The 21,547-nt window shown below is 45.1% G+C and carries 14 protein-coding genes; 11 read left to right on the top strand and 3 right to left on the bottom strand.

What is annotated here, in order from left to right; genetic code table 11:
• Window positions 1-32: 32 nt before the first annotated feature.
• Window positions 33-887, bottom strand: coding sequence for a DUF2911 domain-containing protein (locus ACEN9X_RS09930; RefSeq protein ID WP_413670218.1), 855 nt, complete (start codon window positions 885-887; stop codon window positions 33-35).
• 165 nt (window positions 888-1,052) lie between these two features.
• On the opposite strand from ACEN9X_RS09930, the gene ACEN9X_RS09925 reads away from it, so the two are divergent.
• From ACEN9X_RS09925 to ACEN9X_RS09895, 7 genes are all read left to right on the top strand, one after another.
• Window positions 1,053-2,240: a class I SAM-dependent rRNA methyltransferase gene (locus ACEN9X_RS09925; RefSeq protein WP_413671128.1), complete on the top strand. Its 1,188-nt coding sequence runs from the start codon at window positions 1,053-1,055 to the stop codon at window positions 2,238-2,240.
• A gap of 609 nt (window positions 2,241-2,849) precedes the next feature.
• Window positions 2,850-6,023 carry a SusC/RagA family TonB-linked outer membrane protein gene (locus ACEN9X_RS09920; RefSeq protein ID WP_413670217.1) on the top strand — a complete coding sequence of 1,058 codons (3,174 nt, stop codon included), beginning with the start codon at window positions 2,850-2,852 and terminating at the stop codon, window positions 6,021-6,023.
• 13 nt (window positions 6,024-6,036) lie between these two features.
• A complete protein-coding gene (locus tag ACEN9X_RS09915; RefSeq protein WP_413670216.1) occupies window positions 6,037-7,947 on the top strand; it encodes a RagB/SusD family nutrient uptake outer membrane protein in 1,911 nt (636 codons plus the stop codon).
• A gap of 13 nt (window positions 7,948-7,960) precedes the next feature.
• Window positions 7,961-8,710, top strand: a complete 750-nt coding sequence (locus ACEN9X_RS09910; protein ID WP_413670215.1) for a DUF3823 domain-containing protein — start codon at window positions 7,961-7,963, stop codon at window positions 8,708-8,710.
• Between the two features lie 75 nt (window positions 8,711-8,785).
• Window positions 8,786-10,972 carry a hypothetical protein gene (locus ACEN9X_RS09905; protein ID WP_413670214.1) on the top strand — a complete coding sequence of 729 codons (2,187 nt, stop codon included), beginning with the start codon at window positions 8,786-8,788 and terminating at the stop codon, window positions 10,970-10,972.
• Window positions 10,973-11,310: 338 nt separating this feature from the next.
• Window positions 11,311-13,587 (top strand): GH92 family glycosyl hydrolase, encoded by a 2,277-nt coding sequence (locus tag ACEN9X_RS09900; RefSeq protein ID WP_413670213.1) that lies wholly within the window; start codon window positions 11,311-11,313, stop codon window positions 13,585-13,587.
• Between the two features lie 176 nt (window positions 13,588-13,763).
• Window positions 13,764-14,321 carry a hypothetical protein gene (locus tag ACEN9X_RS09895; RefSeq protein ID WP_413670212.1) on the top strand — a complete coding sequence of 186 codons (558 nt, stop codon included), beginning with the start codon at window positions 13,764-13,766 and terminating at the stop codon, window positions 14,319-14,321.
• 13 nt (window positions 14,322-14,334) lie between these two features.
• Here ACEN9X_RS09895 and ACEN9X_RS09890 read toward each other — a convergent pair whose 3' ends face one another.
• Together ACEN9X_RS09890 and ACEN9X_RS09885 are read right to left on the bottom strand one after the other, a co-directional pair.
• A complete protein-coding gene (locus ACEN9X_RS09890; RefSeq protein WP_121232572.1) occupies window positions 14,335-15,240 on the bottom strand; it encodes a prohibitin family protein in 906 nt (301 codons plus the stop codon).
• A 79-nt stretch (window positions 15,241-15,319) separates the two neighbouring features.
• The gene (locus ACEN9X_RS09885) at window positions 15,320-15,925 is read right to left on the bottom strand and encodes a murein L,D-transpeptidase catalytic domain-containing protein (protein ID WP_413670211.1); all 606 of its coding nucleotides are present in this window, start codon (window positions 15,923-15,925) and stop codon (window positions 15,320-15,322) included.
• A 66-nt stretch (window positions 15,926-15,991) separates the two neighbouring features.
• On the opposite strand from ACEN9X_RS09885, the gene ACEN9X_RS09880 reads away from it, so the two are divergent.
• The 4 genes from ACEN9X_RS09880 to infB all read left to right on the top strand — a co-directional run bounded on the left by ACEN9X_RS09880 (window position 15,992) and on the right by infB (window position 21,447).
• Complete coding sequence (locus ACEN9X_RS09880; protein WP_413670210.1) at window positions 15,992-16,417, top strand: hypothetical protein; 426 nt, start codon at window positions 15,992-15,994, stop codon at window positions 16,415-16,417.
• A gap of 126 nt (window positions 16,418-16,543) precedes the next feature.
• A complete protein-coding gene (gene rimP, locus ACEN9X_RS09875) occupies window positions 16,544-17,008 on the top strand; it encodes a ribosome assembly cofactor RimP (RefSeq protein WP_413670209.1) in 465 nt (154 codons plus the stop codon).
• Between the two features lie 3 nt (window positions 17,009-17,011).
• Window positions 17,012-18,247, top strand: a complete 1,236-nt coding sequence (gene nusA / locus ACEN9X_RS09870) for a transcription termination factor NusA (RefSeq protein ID WP_090532515.1) — start codon at window positions 17,012-17,014, stop codon at window positions 18,245-18,247.
• A gap of 62 nt (window positions 18,248-18,309) precedes the next feature.
• Entirely contained in the window at window positions 18,310-21,447 is a 3,138-nt protein-coding gene (infB, locus tag ACEN9X_RS09865; RefSeq protein WP_413670208.1) for a translation initiation factor IF-2, read from the top strand.
• Window positions 21,448-21,547: the final 100 nt, after the last annotated feature.

The following is a 21,547-nucleotide window of genomic DNA, read 5'->3' as shown; positions in this document are numbered from 1 at the left end:
GAGCCCTCCCCAAAGGGGAGGGTTGGGAGGGGTTATTGCTTAGCCTGATCCAGTGCTTCCTGGTTCAATCGTGCGTATTCTTCATCTTTATCAGCGTTGGCTAAGGCTATACCGGCCTCGGCAGCAGCTATAGCTCCGGCTTTATCGCCTTTACGTAACAACAGGCGCGATTCCCAGAGCTTGTACCATGGGCCTTTAGGCTCAATTTTTTCGGCTTCGTAAACCCAGCCTAATGCTTTATCAACATCCTTATGGTTTTCGTAATAATACTGTATAGCATTGAAGTAGTATGGCTTGCGGTCGCCTTTCATCAGTTCATCAATATTGGCTGTGATCTTGGCGTCATCGTCGGTTTCCATGTGGATATAGGCCGCGGTTTTGTCCCAAACCAAAACAAGGTCGGTTGATTTGGTAGTTGAGTTGACAAAGGCCATCGTAAACGTTTCGCGTTTTTCGCTTACGCGGATTGGCTTTATATTAAAACGCAAAAAATCCTGGTCTTGCTTATAGCTGTAAGCTCCCCATTGTTTTACAACTTTGTTAAGAATGATGGTCCACTCGTTTTTGGTTGGTATGCTAAACAGGGAGTAAGTACCTGCGGGCACAGGGTTACCTTCAATAATAACTTTTTCGGTAAAGGTGATGGTGGTTGCAGCGTTAGCACCGGTGCGCCAAACTTCGCCGTAAGGGATGATGCCGCCGAATATTTTGCGGTCTTTCACGTTTGGGCGGGAATAAGTGATGGTTACTTTTCCTAATCCGAAGTCCTGGATAATGGTTTGTGTTGAGCTGGCCTCAGGTATGCGGGGGATCTGGGCGTATGATTTTGAGCTGAAACAACAGCACGCTATCAGCATACTGAACAGGAGTACGTAAGTTTTTTTCATGATTATAGTTTTCGAATCTAAGATACCAAATGTTTTAATGCGGATATTATTGTGTATGACGTAAAAATATTTTCAAGGTTTAGAAGCCTCATCATAAATACGCGACAAATGGATGGAACGTTTCCACAAGGCCAAAATTACCAGCGCTTTATTACCTTTGCACCCATGATTGACGTTATATTAAAGAAGGGTAAAGAAAAAGCCGTACTGCAAAGGCATCCCTGGGTATTTTCAGGGGCGATTGAAAAAGTAAAAGGCAAACCTGCCAATGGCGATGTGGTTCGCTTAGTGAATACGCAGGGCGAATTTATGGCCTATGGATTTTATAACGATCAATCGAGGGTTACTTTGCGTTTACTGGAGTGGAACAAGGATGTTCAGGTAAACGAAGCCTGGTTTCGCGAAAAAGTATCAACAGCAGTTAAAAGCAGGGATAGCATATTGGCTAACGGAACAAACACCTGCCGCCTTATCTTCAGCGAATCTGATTATTTGCCGGGACTTATTGTTGATAAGTACGCAGGCCATTTAGCGGTACAGGTACTTACCTCGGGGATTCAAAATGTAATGCCTGTTATTATTGATGAGCTCAAAAAGCTGCTTAACCCCGAAAGTATTTCAGATAAAAGCGATAATGCCTCCCGCGCTCACGAGGGCTTGGCCGAAGCAGAGAACAAAGTGCTTGCTGGCAGCCCGCCGCCTGAACTGGTTGAAGTTTTGGAGAACAACGTTGTATACGGGATCAATATCACCGAAGGCCAAAAATCGGGCTTCTATTGCGATCAGCGGGATAATCGCCACGTTTTGGCCGTGCATACGAAAAATAAGAAAGTACTGGATTGCTTTTGTTATACCGGCGGTTTTACCCTCAATAGCCTTAAAGAAGGTGCTGCATCGGTAACCAGTGTGGATAGCTCTGCATTGGCTATTGAAACGCTGGCCGAAAACATCAGGCTGAATAAACTGGATGCAACAAAGCATACAGCCATTAAGTCGGACGTGAATGTGCAGTTGCGTAAATTCAGAGATGAGGGCGAAAAGTTTGATGTTATTGTGCTCGATCCTCCTAAATATGCCCCGTCGCGTTCGGCATTAACCCGTGCCTCGCGTGCTTATAAAGATTTGAACCGTTTAGGGATGCTGTTACTTAATGAAGGCGGTTTACTGGCTACTTACTCCTGCTCGGGTGCTATGGATATGGAAACCTTTAAACAGGTAATTGCCTGGGCTGCGCTTGATGCCGGTAAACAAGTGCAATTTATCTACCAGTTCCACCAGCCCGAAGACCATCCGGTACGTGCTTCCTTCCCCGAAGGTGAGTATTTGAAAGGTTTGCTTTGCAGGGTGTTTTAGCCCCCTAACCCCCTGAAGGGGGAACTATAGCCGAAGGCCTGTTTTGCATCGCAAGACAGGCCTTTGGCATTTAATGCTACCGCTGGTTTTCAACCCGTGGTAACCATGATTTCAGCTTTCAGCTGAACCGCATTTAATGATATAAGCTGAAAGCTTACCGCATATCAACCACGGGTTACGCTATCGCTAAACCCGCGGCAGCAGAGAAGAAAAAAATCATGTCATTGCAAGGAGCGAGACTGGGATGAGCGCGGGCGCGACGTGGGAATCGCATGCTATACAGGGCGGCTGCGCTTCCGTGCGATTACCACGCTACGCTCGCAATGACATAGTTTTATTCATAGCGCCCATTGCTTCCCCTATCGCTAAACCTGCGGTAGTATTTCATTAGTTTGCCCTCCTCCGCTTAAAAAAGCGGTTAATTTTTGTACGGTTAATAAAATTTTAGCCCAATTAACCCCTTTTTTAACCCTCGTTTTAATACCACCCGCTATATCATTGTCCCGCCAAATGGAAAACATGATATGCATTAAGCGGGCCTAACCATCCTCGTTTAATGGTTTTGCTTTCCCCACGGCAAGATGTTATAAACCCATTAACCAATTATTTATGTACGAAAATTTTACCAATTATGATGGATGCCATCGCATCCGTTATCGTGCTAAAATTAAAGGGATGCTTCAATGCTGCATAACCGCCCTTTTATTTTTAGCCATGTGTACTTCGGCTTTTGCTCAGGGAAGCAAAATAACCGGTGTAGTAAATGACGAGCATGGGCAGCCCCTGCCTGGCGTAAGCGTTAAGCTGAAAGGTACGCCCAATGGTACAACTACTAATGTTAACGGCCAGTTCAATATTAATGCCGAGCCAAGCCAAACACTGGTATTTAGTTTCCTGGGCTACGTTGCACAGGAAGTAAGCGTAGGTAGCCAAAAAAACATTAACATTAAAATGCAACCCAATGCCACTAACATGAACGAGGTGGTTGTGGTTGGTTACGGTACCCAGCGTAAAGCCACGGTAACCGGATCTGTGGCATCAGTTACTAACAGCGAGATCGTGACTACCAAAAACGAGAACGTGCTGAACATGCTTGCCGGTAAAGTAGCCGGTGTCCGGATCACCCAAAACACATCTGAGCCGGGTTCATTCAGCAATGCTTTTGATATCCGTGGTTTTGGTAACCCACTGGTTGTTATTGACGGGATTCCGCGTGATAACATTTCCCGCCTTGATCCTAACGATATCGAAAGTGTTTCGGTACTGAAAGATGCATCGGCCGCTATTTATGGTGTGCGTGCAGCAAATGGTGTAGTTATCGTAACTACTAAGAAAGGCAAAAAAGGTACAGTCGACCTTAATTATTCAGGTACCTATGGCTGGCAAATCCCATCGTACATGCCAAAACCTGTTGGTGCTGTTGATTTCATGACCCTTGTTAATGAGCAACTGCTGCACAACGTTAACGGCGGACAGGTTAAATATACCGATGCCGATTTTGCCGCTTATAAAAACGGTACAAAAACCAGTACCGACTGGTATAGCCCTGTTTTTGCTAACAGTGCCCCTCAGCAACAGCATAACCTGAATGCTACAGGCGGTACCGATAATAGCAGCTATTTTGTGAGTATGGGTATCACCGATCAGGATGGTTTTTTCAAAAGCGGCGACCTGAACTACAAGAAATATAACCTGCGCTCAAACCTTACCACCAAGATCAATAAAAACCTTACTATTGATGTTAACCTGAGCGGTACCCTTGAGCAAAAAAATCAACCTTACCAGGATGCCTGGTGGATCATCCGCTCATTTTGGAGGCAGGTTCCTACGCAAAGTATCTATGCCAACAACAACCCTGCTTATTTGAACAACGGCGAGGTTGATGGTTCAAATCCTGTTGCAATGGCCGATGCCAATGTTGATGGTTATAAACAAATTGCCAATAAATGGTTACAGTCTTCGGTATCTGCAACGTACAATGTCCCTTTTGTACCGGGCTTAAGTGCTAAAGGCTTGTATAACTATGATTACTATTTTTCAAGTAACAAGATATATCAGCGGTCGTACAACCAATATAACTATGATGCTAACAGCAATACCTACGCGCCTATAGCCAACCAAACCCCGGGCTCAGTTACCCGTCAGTTTTATGAAAAACCAACCAGCTTAATGCAGCTTTCATTAAACTACGCAAAACAATTTAAAGGTGGGCACAACGTTACGGCGTTGGCACTTTATGAAGAGAGTGAACAAAAAGGGGATAACTTTAACGCGCAGCGTCAACTATCATTGCCTGTTGATCAGCTATCGGCGGGTAACGCGTTAAATCAAACTGCTACGGTTGATGGCGGATGGCCTTATGATTTTGTAACCAAATCATTTGTTGGTCGTGTTAACTATGATTATAAATCGAAATACCTGGTTGAATTTAGCTTCAGGGATGATGCCAGTTCAAGAAACTCACCGCTCAAGCGTTGGGGCTTTTTCCCGGGTGCATCTGCAGGCTGGAGGGTATCACAGGAAGGGTTCTGGAAAAATGCTAAAGCCCTTTCGTTTATTGATGACCTGAAGATCCGTTTATCATACGCCAAACTGGGTGATGATGCCGGTCTTGACGCTTATCAATATCTTACCGGTTATAATTATCCTGCTGATGGCGACAACAACAGGTTGCCTCCGGGCTCGGTATTTGACGGTACTTTTGTTAATGGCGCACAAAGCCGTGGTATAGCTAATCCTTACATTTTCTGGTATGTTGCAAAAACCTACAATGCCGGTATCGATTTGCAGGCATGGAATGGTTTGTTAGGCTTAACTGTTGATGCTTTCAGGCGCGACAGGAGCGGCTTACTTGATACCCGTGCCGATAACCTTCCGGGTGTAGTAGGTGCAGGTTTACCACAGGAAAATCTTAACAGCGACCGTGCTCAGGGTTTTGATATTGAAATAAACCACCGTTATCACATCGGCAGCTTTAACTACTTTGTTAAAGGTACATTCGGTTATACCCGCACGCAATGGATCAGCAAAGTACACTCAGCTTATGGTAACTCACAGCTTAACTGGCATAATAATAACGATAACCGTTATAACAACATCTTCTGGGGTTACGGTGCCAACGGCCAGTTCCAAAACTATCAGCAGATCCTGAACAGCCCGCAGTTTGTATCGCGCAACGCGGTAGTTGGTGATTATATTTTACAGGACTGGAACGGCGACGGTGTGATCAATGATCAGGACGTGCACCCGATAGCACAAAACGTAAGCAACAATAACTACAGCACCCCTTCAACTACATTTGGTTTAACACTGGGCGGTTCATACAAAGGTTTTGATATCAATACGGTATGGCAGGGAGCTGCTGGTATCAACGTATCCTACATCGAACAATTGAACATCCCGCTATGGGGTGGTGGCAGTGCCCTGTCAATGTTCATGGACAGGTATCACCCAACTGATCCTAAGGCCGATCCTTATGATCCTAACACCGTATGGACCCCGGGTACATTTGCCCTTACGGGTACAACAGCCAACACTAACTCGTTGTCAAATATCCACAGCGCAGCTTATGTGAGGTTAAAATCTGCCGAGATTGGTTACAGTATCCCTGCCGCAGCAGCTAAAAAGGTAGGTATTAAAGGTGCGAGGATCTTTGTGAACGGGTACAACATTTTAACCATTACCGGTTTGAAATATCTTGACCCTGAGCACCCATCAGCCAACTACGGCTATTTATACCCCTTAGATAAAATTTATTCAATCGGTGTAAATGTTAAACTATAATCCATTACAGATCATGAAAAAATACACATATACGATATTGGCTTTTTTACTTTGCTGGACAACGGCATGTAAAAAGCTGGACACCCTGCCCCCAAGCATCGTTAAAGACGATGACGTTTTTGCGACAGCCGCGGGAATCCAGGCCTACATGTCCCGGTTGTACAGCGAATTACCTATTGAAGATTTCAGGTACTCGCCCGAAAGAGGTTTAAATATGTTCTGGATCATCAGCCCTACAAGCGCCACAACCGGCGAGGCCCTGAGCCGCGACCAGAATGGATCAATGCAGGAAAACACAGGCCTTTCAACCTGGGGCGATTGCTACAGGGTTATCAGGGATGCCAACTATTTTGCCGAAACCCTGCCAAAATACGCAAGTAACTTTACCAACGATCAGGTAAATAACTGGTTGGGTGAGGCGAGGTTTGTGCGTGCTGCTACTTATTTTGCGCTGGTTAAACGTTACGGTGGTGTGCCACTTGTTGATAAAGTGCTTAACTATCCGGAGCAAAGTATCGAGGAGCTAAAGATCCCCCGTTCGTCTGAAGAAAAGATCTATGATTTTATAGGCACCGACCTGGATTATGCTTACACCAATTTGCCTGAAACAAACCAGGCAGGCAGGGCCAGTAAATATGCGGCTGCCGGTTTCAAATCAAGGGCGATGCTTTATGCGGGTACAGTAGCTAAATATAACCAGATCTCGTTGGTTGATGGCAGTGGAAACAGGCTTTGCGGTATCCCCGCGGCAAAAGCGGTTACTTACTTTAAAGCGGCTTATGATGCAGCGGCATTACTTGATGGTAAATATAGCTTATACAAAAAGGCATGGGCCGCAGGCGATAAAAACGCGCAATACCTAAACTACGTGAACATGTTTTTTGATGCATCGAGCCCCGAAAACATATTTGTTCGCCAGTATCACTACCCCGAATCAGTACATGGTTATGATGCTTATAATGTGCCACGCCAGTTAATGGGTGCTAATGGTTACTCCTCAGAAGTTAACCCTACGTTAGATTTTGTGGAGCTGTTTGATGGTATCCCTAAAAATGCTGATGGTACTATCAAAACCACGACAGGCGGCAAGTATGACCTGTATACCAACACTATGGACTTGTTTACCAATGCAGAGCCAAGGTTAAGGGCAACTGTAGTTTTGCCTGGCGATGTGATGAAAGGTGTAAGCATCGAAATCCGCAGAGGTATTTATACCGGCCCTTCGGCAGGTGGTATTAGTCCGCTGTTGCCTGCAGGCTCAACTGCCCATTATCCAACAGATAACATTGTACAATCGGCTAACGCGAGCCAAACCCCGTATAAATTGCCAAACGGTACAACCATGAACCCTGCCGGTTTAAGTGGTTATTTTACCGGTGATGGTACATGCTCGGTTTCTGGTTTCTCTATCCGTAAATACATTGTACCGGACAAACCAACATCCGAAGTATTGGAAAACCGTGCCGATCAAACCTGGATAGAGCTGCGCTATGCCGAAGTTTTGCTTAACCGTGCCGAAGCTGCTGTTGAGTTAAACGCGCTTGGCCAGTCAGATAAAAGCTATCTGCAGGATGCCTTTACCCAGATCAACCAGATCCGCGAGCGTGCCGGTGCCGACTTGCTGACCGGTACGGCCAATTTAACTATCGACGTAGTACGTAAAGAGCGTAAAAAGGAGCTTGGCTTCGAAAACAAACAGTATTGGGATATGCGCCGCTGGAGGGTTGCCGATAAGGAACAGAACAGTACCATTTACCGTACGCTGATGCCTTTCTATTCGGCTAATGACAACAAGTATTTCTTTGATGCCCGTTTAGATGAGCGTAACTCAAGATACACTTTTGATGTACGCTGGTACTATGAACAAATACCACAGGGCGAGATCCAGAAAAGCCAGAATTTAATTCAAAATCCGGGTTATTAATTTAAAGAGAGAGATGAAAAAACTATTTTATAGCATAGCATTAAGTGCATTGGTTGCCGCAGGCAGCTCATGCAAAAAGGTTGATAATTATGCCGCTCCCAATGTTACTTTAAAAGGTACAGTAACAGATGCCGGTACAGGTAAAAGCCTGCAAACAGAACAGGGCTCGGGCACCCGGATCAAATTATTGGAAATAAGCTGGAGCGATAACCCAACGCCCTTTTATATATCCTCATTTCAGGATGGTACCTATCAAAATACCAAACTGTTTGCAGGCAAAAATGTAATTTCGGCCGAGGGGGCTTTTGTGCCATTGGTGCAGGTTGATAATAACGGCAAAACCATTGTTGATAAAAGCCAGACTGTTGATGTTAAGGATGTAACCACCGTAAACTTTTCGGTTGAACCATTTTTAAGGATAGAATGGGCAGGCGATCCTGTTTTAAATGCAGATGGCACCATTACCACCAGCTTTAAAGTTACCCGCGGAACTGCCGATCCTAATTTTCAGCAAAACGTGAGCGACGTTGCGGTATTTATCAATTCAAACAACTACGTAGGCAATAATAATTACGATAACCGTTATACGCCTAAACTTAGCGGCGATGCGGCCAACGCGACAATCGGTCAAACGGTTAGCCTTACTACACTTGGCGGCAAGCTGCCCGGAAAAAGGAGCTATTTTGTACGTGTAGGTGCAAGGGTTTCTTATGGCCTTAATTATTACAACTATACCGACGTTAAAGAGGTAAAGGTTCCGTAAAACAATATGAATACCTGTGTGAGGGAGGGGCCTGGGAGTGGTTCTTCCCAAACACAGTTTTAATAAAATATAACTATGAAGAATACGCTACTTTTTTGTTGCGGACTTGTCTTTGCTGCCGGCGCTTATGCGCAGGACCCTAACCCGAAACCGGTATCCCTGAAAGAGAAAACTGCTTTTCAAACCAGCAGTCCCTGGAGGCCCGAAATTGATGTACGATCAGACATTGCCATTGTTTATGGCACCAATGACCATCCAAACATGACCTTTGAACAACGCGTTAAATCATGGCGCGACCGTGGTTATGATGTGAATTTCATGACCGGTATTGCCTGGGGCGATTACAAGGATTACTTTTTGGGCAAATGGGATGGTAAAAACCACCTTGGTGTAGGGCAGGTAACACAAAGGGGCGATACAATTTTCCATGGCAAGGATATGCCTTACGTGGTGCCTGATGATTCGTTTATCGAATACATGAAAACCGCTGTGGTTAAACGGGTGATAGATGTAGGTATCACCAACATTTTTTTAGAAGAACCAGAGTTTTGGGCCCGCGCGGGTTACAGCGCCGGCTTTAAAAACCAATGGCAAAAATATTACGGCTTCCCCTGGAAACCGCAGGATGCATCCCCTGAAAATACTTACCTATCCAACAAGTTAAAATACAACCTGTATTACGAAACCATAAAACAGGTATCATCATACGCCAAAGAATACGGTAAAAGCAAGGGCATGAACATTAAGGTGTTCATCGCTACGCACTCGCTGGTAAACTATTCGTCATGGCAAATTGTTAGTCCGGAGGCAAGCCTGGCTTCATTGCCGGGTATCGACGGCTACATTGCCCAGGTATGGACAGGTACCTCACGCGAGCCGACTTACTTTAATGGTAAAGAAAAAGAGCGTGTGTTTGAAAACGCCTTCCTTGAATATGGTTCGGTAGTATCTATGACGGCCCCAACCGGTCGCAAAGTATTTTTCCTGACCGACCCGATTGAAGACCGTGTGCATGATTGGAGCGATTACAAACGCAATTACCAGGCTACTTTCACTGCCAAGTTATTATACCCAATGGTTGCCGACTACGAGGTAATGCCATGGCCCGAAAGGATCTACACCCATCCTTACCCGGTATTAGGTACCAATGAAAAAATACTGATCCCGCAATTTTACTCTACCCAGATGCAGATCATGGTGAATGCGCTTAATGATATGCCTGTTTCATCAAACAAAGTATCGGGCGTAAACGGCATTGGTGTGTTGATGAGCAATACACTGATGTTCCAGCGTTTCCCTACGCATAACGGCTTTGAAGATCCGCAGTTTTCCAATTTTTACGGACAAACCCTGCCTTTGGTAAAACGCGGCGTGCCGGTACAAACCGTGCACATGGAAAACCTGGGCTACCCTGCTTCGCTTAAGGATATCAAAGTTTTGGTGATGAGTTACTCTAACATGAAACCGGTATCGGCCGAGGTTCATGAGCATTTAGCCGAGTGGGTTAAAAACGGTGGCGTGCTGATCTATGCAGGTCGTGATGATGATCCGTATCAATCAGTAATGGAATGGTGGGATACCAAAGGCAATAACTTTAAAGCGCCATCTGAGCACTTGTTTAAACTGCTGAGTATAAACCCAACCGGAGGTGATCAGCGTTTTGCTGTTGGTAAAGGTGCGGTTTACGTTTTAAGGCAAAATCCTAAAGAGTATGTGATGCAACCTGATAATGATGAAAACTTCATCAAAACTGTAAAACAAGCTTATGAAAAAGATGCTGATGGCGGTAAGTTGAAATTTAAAAATAGTATGTACCTGGAGCGCGGTCCGTATGATATTGTTTCGGTAATGGATGAAAATGCCGATAGCAAGCCATATACAGTTAAAGGCCCGGTTATCGATCTGTTCGATCCGCAATTACCTGTACTCGCCGAAAAAACGATCAATCCTAATGAGCAGGCTTTGTTATACGTTGTAAAGCGTGTTGCGGATAAAAAACAGCCAAAAGTGCTGGCTTCTGCCTCAAGGGTTTATGACGAAGCAGTAACGGAAAACAGTTACACATTTGTGGCCAAAAGTCCTATAAAAACATTAAACAGCGCCCGGATCCTGTTACCCGCACAACCCAAGGAAACAGTAGTTACCGATAGCGAAGGAAAAACCATTACTGATGTAAAATCCTCATGGGATAAAGCATCAAAAACCTTATACCTGGGCTTTGCCAACAGCCCCGATGGTATCAAGGTGAGTATTAAATGGTAAAAGATACTTTTTTGAGAGAAAGTTGGTTTATGCTTCCGTACATGAAATTTCATGTGCGGAAGTTTTTTTGAAAAGAGATTGCGTAATTCGCTCAAAAAAATTGTCCTCGTTTTGATAAATAGTTGTTCTGAAGAAAAAAAATAATTCCCTCCCTCGGGAGGGGTGCGTTAGGATGTGAAGTGGCAGGGAGGGGTTTGTACGTCTCGCTAAGCAAATATGCATGGCGTTGAACCCCTCCCTACACCCTCCCAGAGGAGGGAATCGCACAGTCCCGTACTTTTTATTTCCTCCGAACACCTGTGTTGTATCGATTTGAAAATAAAGCACCCAAATAATAAATGAAAAAGTTACTCCTCCTGGCGTTTGCCTTTTTACCGGCAGCACTTTCGGCACAAGAAAAGGTGTCGTCACCTGTCGATCTGATCAACCCGCTCATGGGTACGCAATCAAAGCCATCGCTCTCCAATGGTAATACCTATCCGGCTGTAGCATTGCCATGGGGTATGAACTTCTGGACACCGCAAACCGGTAAAATGGGCGATGGTTGGCAATATACCTATGATGCCGATAAGATCCTCGGTTTTAAACAAACCCACCAGCCATCGCCATGGATGAATGATTATGGGATGTTCTCCGTTTTTCCGGAAACCGGCGCGTTAAAACTGGACGAAAAAGATCGCGCCAGCTGGTTCTCGCACAAAGCGGAAGTATCTAAGCCGTACTATTACAGCGTTTACCTGGCCGATTATGATGTAACAACCGAAATTACACCAACCGAACGCGCTGCAAGCTTCCAGTTCACTTTCCCTAAAAGCGACAGTTCGCACATCATAATTGATGCTTTTGATAAAGGTTCATATGTGAAGATCATCCCCGGCGAGCAAAAGATAGTTGGTTATAGCACCAAAAACAGCGGCGCGGTACCTGCCAACTTCAAAAACTATTTTGTTATTTATGTAGATAAACCATTCGCGCTGGCTTCGGCATGGCATGATTGGAAAAAAGATGATGGCCAACTGGAATATACCGGCAACCATGCCGGTGCAGTGATCACCCTGAAAACCGCCAAAGGCGAAAAGGTCCATCTTAAAGTAGCTTCTTCATTCATCAGCATTGAGCAGGCCGAACTTAACCTGAAACGGGAGCTCGGTAATGACGATTTTGCAGCAACTTGTCAAAAAGCAAAAGATACCTGGAACAAAACCCTGAGCCGTTTAGATGTTGAAGGTGGTACTATCGACCAAACCCGCACCTTTTACAGCAGCCTTTACCGCATGCTTTTCTTCCCCAACAAAATGTATGAGGTTGATGCCAGCGGGCAAAATGTGCACTACAGTCCTTTCAACGGCAAAGTTGCACCAGGCTACCTGTTTGCCGGTACCGGCTTCTGGGATACCTTCAGGGCGCTGTACCCTTTCCTGAATTTGGTTTATCCATCTATCAACAAGGAAATGCAGGAAGGCCTCATCAATGATTACAGAGAAGGCGGCTGGCTGCCCGAATGGTCGAGCCCGGGTTATGCTGATTGTATGATCGGTAATAACTCTGCATCGGTAGTAGCCGAAACTTATCTGAAAGGTATGCGTGGTTACGATATCGAAACATTATACCAGGCCCTTAAACACGGCGCTAACAACGAAGGCCCTAATGCAACCGGTCGCCGTGGTGTGCAGTATTATAACACTTTGGGTTATGTACCTTATAATGTTAAGATCAACGAAAACGCTGCCCGTACGCTCGAGTATGCTTATGACGATTTTGCCATTTACCAGTTAGGTAAAGCTCTTGGCAAGCCTAAAAAGGAAATCGAGATCTACAAAAAACGCAGCCAGAACTACCGTAATATTTTTGATCCGCAAACTAAACTGATGCGCGGTAAAAACCAGGATGGTACTTTTGAAACTCCTTTCAATCCGTTTAAATGGGGCGATGCCTTTACAGAAGGGAACAGCTGGCATTACAGCTGGGGCGTTTTCCATGATATCCAGGGCTTAATAAACCTGATGGGCGGCAAGCAGCAATTTGCAGCTAAATTGGATTCGGTGTTTGAAATGCCGCCAGTATTTGATGACAGTTATTATGGTGGCGTGATCCACGAGATCCGCGAAATGCAGATTGCAGGTATGGGCCAGTACGCGCATGGTAACCAGCCTATCCAGCACATGATTTACTTATACAATCATGCAAACCAGCCATGGAAAACCCAATACTGGGTTCGCGAAGCTATGAACAGGCTTTACAGGGCAACACCTGATGGTTATTGCGGCGACGAGGATAACGGCCAAACTTCTGCGTGGTATATCTTCTCGGCTATGGGCTTTTACCCGGTTACCCCGGCCAGCGATCAGTATGTATTAGGTGCCCCGTTATTCAAAAAGGTGATTGTTAACTTAGAGAATGGCAAAACCATCACTATAAACGCGCCAAAAAACAGCAACGAAAACAGGTATGTAAATACACTTACTGTTGACGGTAAGCCATATACCAACAACTGGTTAAGCCACAAAGGTTTATTAAATGGAGCAGTGCTTGATTTTGATATGCAGGCTACCCCGAATAAAGACCGCGGCACCAAAGATGCCGATGTGCCTTATTCAATGAGTAACGAGAAATAACCCCACCCAACCCTCCCCATTGGGGAGGGCTTTTTGTAGAGACGCATCACATGCGTCTCCCGCTATGCAGGTTAAATATGTATGATGGGAGATGCAGGTGATGCGTTTTTGGTTTCTGGGAGAATTATATTGCTTGAAAGGCATTGCTTTTATCTTTTTTGTAACTTGCCTTATCAATGAAAAGGCAAAAAAAACAACGCTCAGTCTTACTTGTATTTCTTTTGGTATTGCCTGCGGTCTTTGCTTTCTCCATGCGCCCCTCGGGTAAATACAATCTTGATTTTTTTACTACCCATAATCAATTTTACCTGTGCGATTCGGCATTTACCGGTACCACCGGCGATACTACCTTTTGGAACAGCGATGCCCAAAATGCGCGCTTAGGTACTACTGAAGATATCATTGGTATTAAGATTGCCAGTTATGGTCACGTACGGGCCGAACTTAATGTGCTTAACACTGCCGATGCTGAAAATGATTTCAGCAAATACGACCACGTTGTTGAGGGTAGTGTAAAACTAAGCTCCGGCATTATGGAGATCCTGAATTTTCCGGATACCAAAATTATCCTGAAAGCCATCGTTACCCCGGCAAGATATCGGGTACGCATTTATTCGTATGCTGTAAAGAACGTGAACCCCGATGAGGACGAAGGCACCGATCATTACAAAATTACCCTTTGGCCCGCAGAAGGTAAGGAAAGGACAGTTTTGAAAGCATACAAAGCGGATTAATACTAATTACGCTCTATTTGTCATTTATCATGATAGGGTTGCCTCCTTTGCCGCCAATAATTATAACCTTGGCATTGGGCGAAAGCGCTATTTCTTTTTGTGCTTTTATAGCCTCATATTGCAGTTGCTTGTCTGATAACCCGGTTGAAAGGATTCGCTGGTAATCGGCAATACCTTGTGCTTCCACTCGTTTACGTTCAGCTTCCTGGCGTTCCTTTTGCAATACGAACTCCATTTTCTGGGCGTCCTGCTCGGCATTGATCTTTGATTCGATACTGGCCCGTACTGAGGCCGGCAGGGTGATGTTGCGCACCAGGATCTGCTGCAGTTCCAGCCCGCGTTTTTCAAAGCTGGCTGTAATATAACGGTTTATTTTATCCTGGAACTCCTGCCGCTTGGTTGAATACAGGTCGACAGCAGCATAGGCAACAGCATTATCCCTAATTGCGGTGCGCGAAACCGGGCGAACGATCTTATCTACATAGTTTTCGCCAATGTTCTGCATAATGTAAGGGGCTTTGTCGGGCTTTACTTTGTATAGTACGGAAAGATCGATGGTAACCTCCAATCCATCTGATGAAAGCACGCGGATAGCATCATCACCTTCCTTTTGGCCTTCGTTGTTAACCGCGCTCATGGTATAGGTTTGGGTTTGAACATCAAAGGTAGTGATCTCCACAACCGGGTTTATGATATGTAAACCGCTTTCAAGTACCTGGTCCTGTACCTTGCCAAACAGGGTTTGAACCCCTACTTTGCCCGGTTCAATAACTTTAAATATGTTGAGGAGCAAGCCAAGTACCACCATGGCAATACCCACAGCGGTTACTACGCCATTAAAGCGGCCGGCCGGTTCGGGCGAACGTTTGAGCACTATACCCACAATGAGTACAATAACTCCTAATACTGCTATAAACATGCAATGAAGTTAAGCTTTTTTTGAATGTTGCAAGCTTGTTATGAAAGAATGTTTTTTAGGGAGATTAAGCAGGCGATGCTTATTGATAGATCCATAATAATACATGTTTCTTCTGCTTCTTCAACAAAGCATCCACGGCCTTCATGGTGTTATTGGAGATAGCAGGGCAACCCCAGCCTTCGGGCGTGCCATTGGGGAAAACTTCATTTTCGGCAACCCGTTCCCAGGAGTGGAAAACAATTTGCCTTGCCAGTGCATTATTATTGCTGCCCTCCAATCCGTTTAAGTAATATTTTACATGAATTCCCCAGGCGCTCCAGGCCCGGCCATCTATTTCGTATTTGCCCAGGGCGGTACAATGACTGCCATCCATATTACTAAATGATGGTTTATCTTTTGACCATACGCCATTCCATGGGTTACGGCCACAGCCATGGCTTACCAGTCCACTCATCAGTGTATCGTTCTTCTTAAAATCCCATACCATAAAACGCCTAATCCCCGAAGGCAACGACATGTCAATTAAAATGCAATACCGGGTGTTGTACCCCCGTTGCCGGCAAAATGTAAGGCTTTGTTGGGCCTTGGCTTTAACGCGGTTAAGGTCTATCCGGGGTGCCCCGGCATTAACTTTAAAACAGCAAAAAAATATCGATATGATCAGGAATAAAGGTCTCAGTTTCAATTGTGACAGGTTTTGTATTGTGAACAGAAATATCCGCTTTTTATTACAATAAACCTATCTTGCCAAATGAAAAAACTTTTTCCTCTATTGCTTCTGCTATTATTTTTTTTCGGTTGTACCGAAACATCAACCAAAGCAGTAGTAACTATTAGTCCTGTTAATAACGGAAAAGCATTGCAGATAACAGGCTTTGATCCGGCTATTATTAATGAAATCAGCCGCGACTCATCGGCAACGGCATGGCAATCCCTCATGGCTGTTTACCGTATGCCTGCCGATACCACTTTGAAAAACCTGCAGCCTGTACAGCCGGGACGCTATGTAGCTAAAGATAATGTAGTTATTTTTACACCTGATACGGCTTTCAGCACACAGCAAACCTATTTTTTTCGTTATTATGATTTTGGTGCAGGTGGTACGCTTACCAATTTGATAAAAAGCCATAGCAAACCCGGAACGCTACACTATACAGATTTGATTTTTAAGCAATAAACTATCCGGATGCTTGAAAATTTAATATTTTTGATTATATTTGCAACCGTTAATAAAAGAGGGGGCAATTAGTCCCCTCTTTTATTTTATCAATCAAAATTATTCTGTCAAAAACACCGGTGGGTAATGAATATTGAAAAAAGGGTAAAAGAACTGGTAGAAGAGAAAATAGCGGATAAGCCAAACCTGTTTATAGTGGATATCAAAATGCACTCGAACGGGAAGCTTATTATACTGCTTGATGGCGATAATGGTATCGGTATTGATGAATGTGTGCAGGTAAGCAGACATGTAGGCTTCCATCTGGAAGAGGAAAACGTGATCGAAACCGCTTACAACCTGGAGGTTTCATCGCCGGGTATTGATTTTCCGCTGTCGTCGCCGAGGCAATATGCCAAAAATGTTGGGCGTAACCTGGGCATTAAAATGAAAGATGGCGCCAAGCGCGAAGGTACATTGACGGGCCTTACCGAAGATGCTATCACCATCGAAGAAAAAGTAAAAGAAAAAGGGAAAAAGGCGCAGGTTATTGAAAGCGTTATCCCGATTGATCAAATAACAGAAACAAAGGTTTTAATATCATTTAAGTAAAAAATGAGCAATATTAATTTAATTGATTCTTTTCAGGAATTTAAAGATTTCAAGAACATTGACCGCCCTACCATGATGAGCGTACTGGAAGACGTTTTCAGAAGCATGATCAGGAAAAAGTATGGTACGGACGAAAATTGCGACGTAATTGTGAACACCGACAACGGTGACTTAGAGATCTGGCGTACCCGTAAAGTTATGGAAGATGGCTTTAGCGAAGACGACGACCTGGAAATTGAACTTGCCGAAGCTCATTTGTATGACGCCGACCTTGAGGTTGGTGATGACTATATTGAACAGATCACTTTAGAAAGCTTTGGTCGCCGTGCTATCTTAGCCGCCCGCCAAACGCTGGTTTCAAAGATCCTGGAATTAGAGAAAGACGAGATCTTCAAAAAATATAAAGACCGCGTAGGTGAAATTGTTACAGGCGAGGTTTACCAGGTTTGGAAAAAAGAAACTTTGGTACTTGATGACGAAGGCAATGAGCTGTTGCTGCCAAAAACAGAGCAGATTCCGGCCGACTACTTTAAGAAAGGCGACAGTGTTAAAGCTGTTGTATCAAAGGTAGATATGCTGAACAGCAACCCTAAGATCATCATTTCGCGTACAGCGCCTGAGTTTTTACAGCGTTTGTTTGAACTTGAGGTTCCTGAGATTTTTGATGGCTTAATTACCATCAAGAAAATTGTACGTGAACCAGGCGAACGCGCTAAAGTTGCGGTTGAATCATACGACGATCGTATCGATCCGGTAGGTGCCTGCGTAGGTATGAAGGGTTCACGTATCCACGGTATTGTACGTGAGTTAAAAAATGAAAATATCGACGTTATTAACTTTACCAACAACGTTCAGTTATATATCCAGCGTGCATTATCGCCTGCAAAAATCACCTCTATTAAGTTAGATGATGAGAAAAAAACAGCTGCCGTGTATTTGAAACCCGACCAGGTATCATTAGCTATCGGTCGTGGCGGGCACAATATTAAGCTGGCAGGAAAATTAACAGGCTACGAAATTGATGTTTACCGTGAGGCTGATGAGCATGACGAGGATGTGGATATTGAAGAATTTTCTGACGAGATTGAAGGCTGGATCATTGATGAATTTAAACGTATTGGTTTAGATACAGCAAAATCAGTACTGGCCTTAACCGTTGGAGAATTGGTAAAACGTACCGATTTAGAGGAAGAAACAGTAAAAGAAGTGTTATCAATATTGAATGCGGAGTTTGAATAAGCGTAATAAGCAAAATTAAAATCGTATTTTTGCACTTAAATAAGCAGAGAAAGTAATATTAAATGTCAGAAGACAAATCCATAAAATTAATTAAAGCAGTAAAAGAACTGAACATTGGCATGGGTACCCTTGTCGATTTTTTAGCTACCAAAGGATACAAGGTTGACAAGCATCCTATGGCCAAGCTGGATAACGACATGTACAATGCCCTGTTAAAGGAGTTTGCTGTTGACAAAAGTATTAAGGAGGAAGCTAAGCAGATCAGTATCGGAAAGATAAGGAAAGAAGAGCCTGCTGCACAGTTTCCTGAAAAGCCGGTTGAGAACCGCCGTTCGCGCGATTTTGAGAACGAAGAGATACTGATCAAGAATACAGGGCATTTTGCACAGCCGCAGGTTGAGAAACCCAAACCGGCCGAGCCTGCTCCGGCAGCACAAGCCCCTGCACGTTCTGATGAGCGCAATGACGTATTACCTGGGGTTAAGGTAGTTGGAAAAATTGACCTTAATAACCTGAATGCTAAGCCACAACCTCAGGCAGAGAAGCCTGTGGAAAAACCAGTGGAAGTTGTTAAGCAGCCAGAGCCTGTTGCACAGGCCCCTGCGCCAACACCGGCCCCGGCACCTGCCGAGCCAAAAGTTGAAGCGCCAAAACCGGTAACACCTGTTGCTCCGGAACCTCCGAAGGCTGAAGCGCCGAAACCTGCAGCACCTGTTGCTCCGCCGGTTGTAGAGGCACCTAAGGTAGAAGAGCCGAAAGCACCTGTAGCTCCTGTTGCTGAAAAAGCACCGGTTGCAACACCTCCGGCAGCTCCTGAAACACCGGCAGCACCAGCGGCTGATGAAAGCCAGGAACCGGATGTGATCCGTGCTAAAGCCGAGCGTTTAACAGGGCCAAACATTATTGGTAAGATCCAGTTGCCGGTTAATGCGCCAAAGCGTAACCCGGTGGCTTCATCATCAAATTCAAATAATAACGCGGCCGATCATAAACGCAAACGTAAGCGTAAAGATAACCAGGGCAACCCGCAGCAAGGTGGCGGCGGTAACCATCCGCATGGTCAGCAGCAAGGCGGTGGTGGTAACCATCCGCAAGGCCAGCAGCCTAGTGGTGGTGGCACCATTAACCCTAATCGCCCTGATTTCAGGAACCGTACACACGGTGCACCAGGAAACAGCGGCCCTAACCAGGGGGGCGGAGGTCACCACGGAGGTGGCGGTAATCGTCCTGATTTCAGGAACAATCGTAACAATCCTCCACAGCATACCACACCGAAGGAAGAACCTTCAGAAAAGGATATACAAGACCAGATCAAGGCTACACTTGCACGCTTAAGCGGCGCAGGTAAGTCGGGCAAGTTTGCACAGCGTGCTAAATTCCGTCGTCAAAAACGTGATGACGTTGCTGCAAGTGCCGAAGAACTGGCAATGGAACAGGAACTTCAGTCAAAAGTATTGAAGGTTACCGAGTTCGTAACAGCAAACGAGCTGGCAAGCATGATGGATGTATCTGTAACCCAGATCATTTCAACATGTATGAGCCTTGGCATGTTCGTTTCCATCAACCAAAGGCTTGATGCCGAAACACTTTCAATTGTGGCCGATGAGTTTGGCTACCAGGTTGAATTTGTGAAACCGCAGGATGAGGAAGCCAACCTTGACCAGCCTGATGATCCGGCCGATCTGGTACCACGAGCACCAATCGTAACCATCATGGGCCACGTTGACCACGGTAAAACTTCATTGCTCGACTTTATACGTAAAACCAACGTGATTGGTGGTGAAGCGGGTGGTATAACCCAGCACATTGGTGCTTACGAAGTAACATTACCTGATAATAAAGGTAAGATCACCTTCCTGGATACACCGGGTCACGAAGCGTTTACCGCGATGCGTGCAAGGGGGGCACAGGTTACAGATATTGTAATTATAGTGATAGCTGCCGATGACAGCGTGATGCCGCAAACCCGCGAGGCCATAAACCACGCGCAGGCTGCAGGCGCACCAATCATCTTCGCTTTCAACAAAATTGATAAACCGGGTGCCAATGCTGATAAGGTAAGGGAGCAACTTTCGGCTATGAATATTTTGGTTGAAGAGTGGGGCGGTAAATACCAGTCGCAGGAAATTTCGGCCAAAACTGGCTTAAATGTTGACCTGTTATTGGAAAAAGTATTGCTTGAAGCCGAATTGCTCGAACTGAAAGCTAATCCTAAAAAACGTGCCGTAGGTACTGTTATTGAGGCTGCTTTAGATAAAGGCCGTGGTATTGTTACCACCATCCTGGTACAGGCAGGTCGCTTAAAAGTGGGCGATCCGATATTGGCAGGTTGCTATAGCGGTCGTGTAAAAGCGTTAACCAATGAGCGTGGTCAGCGTGTTGACTCAGCGGGACCATCAACACCGGTACAGGTATTGGGTATGCAGGGCGCGCCAACAGCGGGTGATAAGTTCAACGCGCTTGAAAGCGAAGTTGAAGCACGTGAAATTGCCAACAAACGCTTGCAATTACAGCGTGAGCAGGGTTTACGTACACAGAAACATATCACCCTTGATGAGATCGGCCGTCGTTTGGCAGTTGGTAACTTCAAGGAGCTTAACATCATCGTTAAAGGCGACGTGGATGGTTCTATCGAGGCCTTGTCAGATTCATTACTGAAACTGTCAACCGAGCAGATCCAGGTGAACATTATATCGAAAGCAGTAGGTCAGATCTCCGAATCAGACGTATTGCTGGCATCGGCATCTGATGCGATCATCATCGGTTTCCAGGTGCGCCCTTCAGGTGGTGCCCGTAAACTGGCCGAAGCTGAGCAGATAGATATCAGGCTGTACTCGATCATCTACGACGCGATCAACGAGATCAAAGCGGCGATGGAAGGTATGCTTGCACCAACCTTTGAAGAGAAGATTGTGGCTAACGTTGAGATCCGCGAAACCTTCAAGATCAGCAAAGTGGGTACTATTGCAGGTTGTATGGTGCTGGATGGTAAAATTAACCGTAACAGCAAAATCCGCATCATCCGCGATGGCGTGGTGATCTACACCGGCGAACTGGCTTCACTGAAACGCTTTAAAGACGACGTGAAAGAAGTAAGCGCAGGTTACGAGTGCGGTTTGAACATCAACAACTTTAACAACATTGAAGTAGGCGATATTGTTGAAGCTTACGAAAACGTAGAAGTTAAACGCAAGCTGTAATCCATACCGGCTTTAAAATATCAAAGGGCTTATCTGTTACAGATAAGCCCTTTTTTGTTGGGGAGAGAAGTTAGCGGGTTGAAGTTTAGCGACAGCTTAG

The sequence above is a fragment of the Mucilaginibacter sp. Mucisp86 genome, assembly GCF_047324315.1.
GTDB lineage: Bacteria > Bacteroidota > Bacteroidia > Sphingobacteriales > Sphingobacteriaceae > Mucilaginibacter.
This window is presented reverse-complemented; position numbering and strand designations above follow the sequence as displayed.

Excerpts from the sequence above, each read along its gene's own strand:
- ACEN9X_RS09930 (WP_413670218.1), bottom strand. The coding sequence starts at position 887 with ATGAAAAAAACTTACGTACTCCTGTTCAGTATGCTGATAGCGTGCTGT.
- ACEN9X_RS09925 (WP_413671128.1), top strand. The coding sequence starts at position 1,053 with ATGATTGACGTTATATTAAAGAAGGGTAAAGAAAAAGCCGTACTGCAA.
- ACEN9X_RS09920 (WP_413670217.1), top strand. The coding sequence starts at position 2,850 with ATGTACGAAAATTTTACCAATTATGATGGATGCCATCGCATCCGTTAT.
- ACEN9X_RS09915 (WP_413670216.1), top strand. The coding sequence starts at position 6,037 with ATGAAAAAATACACATATACGATATTGGCTTTTTTACTTTGCTGGACA.
- ACEN9X_RS09910 (WP_413670215.1), top strand. The coding sequence starts at position 7,961 with ATGAAAAAACTATTTTATAGCATAGCATTAAGTGCATTGGTTGCCGCA.
- ACEN9X_RS09905 (WP_413670214.1), top strand. The coding sequence starts at position 8,786 with ATGAAGAATACGCTACTTTTTTGTTGCGGACTTGTCTTTGCTGCCGGC.
- ACEN9X_RS09900 (WP_413670213.1), top strand. The coding sequence starts at position 11,311 with ATGAAAAAGTTACTCCTCCTGGCGTTTGCCTTTTTACCGGCAGCACTT.
- ACEN9X_RS09895 (WP_413670212.1), top strand. The coding sequence starts at position 13,764 with ATGAAAAGGCAAAAAAAACAACGCTCAGTCTTACTTGTATTTCTTTTG.
- ACEN9X_RS09890 (WP_121232572.1), bottom strand. The coding sequence starts at position 15,240 with ATGTTTATAGCAGTATTAGGAGTTATTGTACTCATTGTGGGTATAGTG.
- ACEN9X_RS09880 (WP_413670210.1), top strand. The coding sequence starts at position 15,992 with ATGAAAAAACTTTTTCCTCTATTGCTTCTGCTATTATTTTTTTTCGGT.
- rimP (WP_413670209.1), top strand. The coding sequence starts at position 16,544 with ATGAATATTGAAAAAAGGGTAAAAGAACTGGTAGAAGAGAAAATAGCG.
- nusA (WP_090532515.1), top strand. The coding sequence starts at position 17,012 with ATGAGCAATATTAATTTAATTGATTCTTTTCAGGAATTTAAAGATTTC.
- infB (WP_413670208.1), top strand. The coding sequence starts at position 18,310 with ATGTCAGAAGACAAATCCATAAAATTAATTAAAGCAGTAAAAGAACTG.